This is a genomic window from Trebonia sp., from assembly GCF_049794275.1.
Lineage (GTDB): Bacteria > Actinomycetota > Actinomycetes > Streptosporangiales > Streptosporangiaceae > Trebonia.
The window spans coordinates 1-2,284 of sequence record NZ_JBARCR010001163.1; the positions used below are offsets into that span (position 1 = coordinate 1).

Annotated in this window: 2 protein-coding genes and 1 pseudogene; 1 reads left to right on the forward strand and 2 read right to left on the reverse strand. The window is 71.8% G+C overall.

Translation table 11 applies throughout. The features are described 5' to 3' along the window. Positions 1–1,078, reverse strand: a 1,078-nt coding sequence (locus WA805_RS28705; RefSeq protein ID WP_425243889.1) for a KUP/HAK/KT family potassium transporter, incomplete at its 3' end; no start/stop codon positions are given. Between the two features lie 58 nt (positions 1,079–1,136). On the opposite strand from WA805_RS28705, the gene WA805_RS28710 reads away from it, so the two are divergent. Continuing rightward, positions 1,137–1,994, forward strand: a complete 858-nt coding sequence (locus tag WA805_RS28710) for a class I SAM-dependent methyltransferase (protein ID WP_425243890.1) — start codon at positions 1,137–1,139, stop codon at positions 1,992–1,994. Between the two features lie 3 nt (positions 1,995–1,997). On the opposite strand, the pseudogene WA805_RS28715 reads toward WA805_RS28710, so the two are convergent. Beyond that, positions 1,998–2,284: pseudogene (locus WA805_RS28715) on the reverse strand (hypothetical protein); the annotation flags it as partial.

The window sequence follows — 2,284 nt, forward strand, 5'->3', positions numbered from 1 at the left end:
TGAAGACGAGCGCGAGCACCGCCACGCACAGGGCCCAGTTGATCCACGGGACGTAGATCTGGCCGGCCCGTTCCTCCGAGGTGTGGTCGATGCGCAGCCGCGGCAGGTAGCCGATCTGGGCGGCCTGCTGCGTCAGCGAGAAAGCGCCCGAGATGACCGCCTGGGAGGCGATGACCGTGGCCGCGGTGGCCAGGATCACCATGGGAATCCGCCCCCAGCTCGGCACCAGCAGGTAGAAGGGGTTGCTGATCGCGTGGACGGGGTCGGCGAGGACCAGGGCGCCCTGCCCCAGGTAGTTGAGGATGACGGCGGGGAACACCAGGAACAGCCACGACCGGGTGATCGGCCCGCGGCCGAAGTGTCCCATGTCCGCGTACAGGGCCTCGGCGCCGGTGACGGCCAGCACCACGGCCGCCAGCGAGAAGAACGCGGTCCCGAAGTGCCCGAACAGGAACGCGCCCGCGTAGGTGGGGGACAGCGCCTTCAGGATCGACGGGTTACCGGCGATGCCGTGGATGCCGCAGGCGGCGATCACCGAGAACCACAGCACCATCACCGGCCCGAACATCCGCCCGACGGCGCCGGTGCCCAGCCGCTGCAGGACGAACAGGCCGATGAGGACGGCCGCCGTCAACGGCAGCACGATCGTGGCGACGGACGGCGCCGCGACCTGCACGCCCTCGATCGCGGACAGCACCGAGATCGCGGGGGTGATCATGCTGTCGCCGAAGAACAGCGACGCGCCGAAGATCCCCAGCGCCGCCAGTATCAGCGCGGTGCGGCGCCTGCTCGGCATGCTCCGCCGCCGGATCAGCGTGATCAGCGCCATGATGCCGCCCTCGCCGTCGTTGTCGGCGCGCATCACCAGCAGTATGTAGGTGACGGTGACGACGATCGTCACCGCCCAGAAGATCAGCGAGACGACGCCGTAGACGTTCCCGGTCGACGCGTGGACCCGGTGCGGGTCAGACGGGCTGAAGACCGTCTGAACGGTGTACAGCGGGCTCGTGCCGATGTCACCGAACACGACTCCCAGTGCCCCGAGCTCCAGTGCACCGCGCGCAGCGCCCTGCCCCATCTCCCCCTCCGCCTCCCGACCGCCCACCACAACAGTAACGTGACTAGCATTGCCGACAATGGATGAGGAGCGGACTTCGTCGCCGGATCAGACGGCGGTGCGGGTCGCGCTGTGGCGGGCGATGCATGTGCTGGTCGACCCGCCGCCGCACGTGCTCGAGGACGAGGTGGGGCTGCGGCTGGCGGCGCCCGACGCCGGCTGGCGGGACCGGCCGGACATGGACCCGGTGTTCACCAGCGGTTTCCGGGCGCACGTAGTGGCCAGGTCCCGGTTCATCGAGGATCTCGTCGCCGCGCAGGCCGCCCGCGCCGCGGGCCAGTACGTGCTGCTCGGCGCTGGGCTGGACACCTTCGCGCAGCGGCGGCCCGACGTCGCCGCCCGGCTGCGGGTGTTCGAGGTCGATCAGCCGGGGCCGCAGGCCTGGAAGCGGCGGCGGCTGACCGAGCTCGGCTATGGCGTCCCCGACTGGCTGCGGCTGGTGCCCGTCGACTTCGAGGCGGGCGGGTCGTGGCGCGACGAGATCGCGGCCGCCGGGTTCGACGCGGTCCGGCCGGCCGTGGTGGCCTCCGCCGGGGTCAGCATGTACCTGACCAGAGAGGCGAACGCGGCCACGCTGCGCGAGCTGGCGTCGCTCGCGGCCGGCTCCACGGTGGCGATGACGTTCCAGCTGCCCGCCGAGCTCGTCGACGAGCGGGACCGGCCGGGGCGGCAGATCGCCGTGGACGGCGCCGAAAGGTCGGGCACGCCGTTCATCAGCTTCTTCACTCCGGCGGAGATGCTGGCGCTGGCCCGCGAGGCGGGCTTCACCGACGTGCGGCACGTGTCGGGGACCACGCTCAACGAGCGGTACTTCGCCGGCCGGGCGGACGGCCTGCGCATGTCGACAGGGGAGGACTTCCTGGTCGCCGCGACCTGACGGTCATGGTGCGGGGCGGGCGGAGGCATGGGCCCGTTCCGGATAACTGAAACCGGCGGCGGGGGAGGCGGCCAGGTTTTCCGCGTGGAGTTCCCAGGCGACGGCGAGGCGTTCGGCGGCGAGTTCGAGCGTGCCCGGCTGCTCGGCGAAGGAGAGCCTGGCGAAGTGACGGTGGCGGCCGTCGGCGCACGCCGCGCCGCCCGCCATGATCGTGACGCCGTGCCTGGCCGCCGCGGCGTGGGCGAAGGCGTCCGCGTTGTCGAGCGGGAGCCGCGCCCACAGGGACAGGC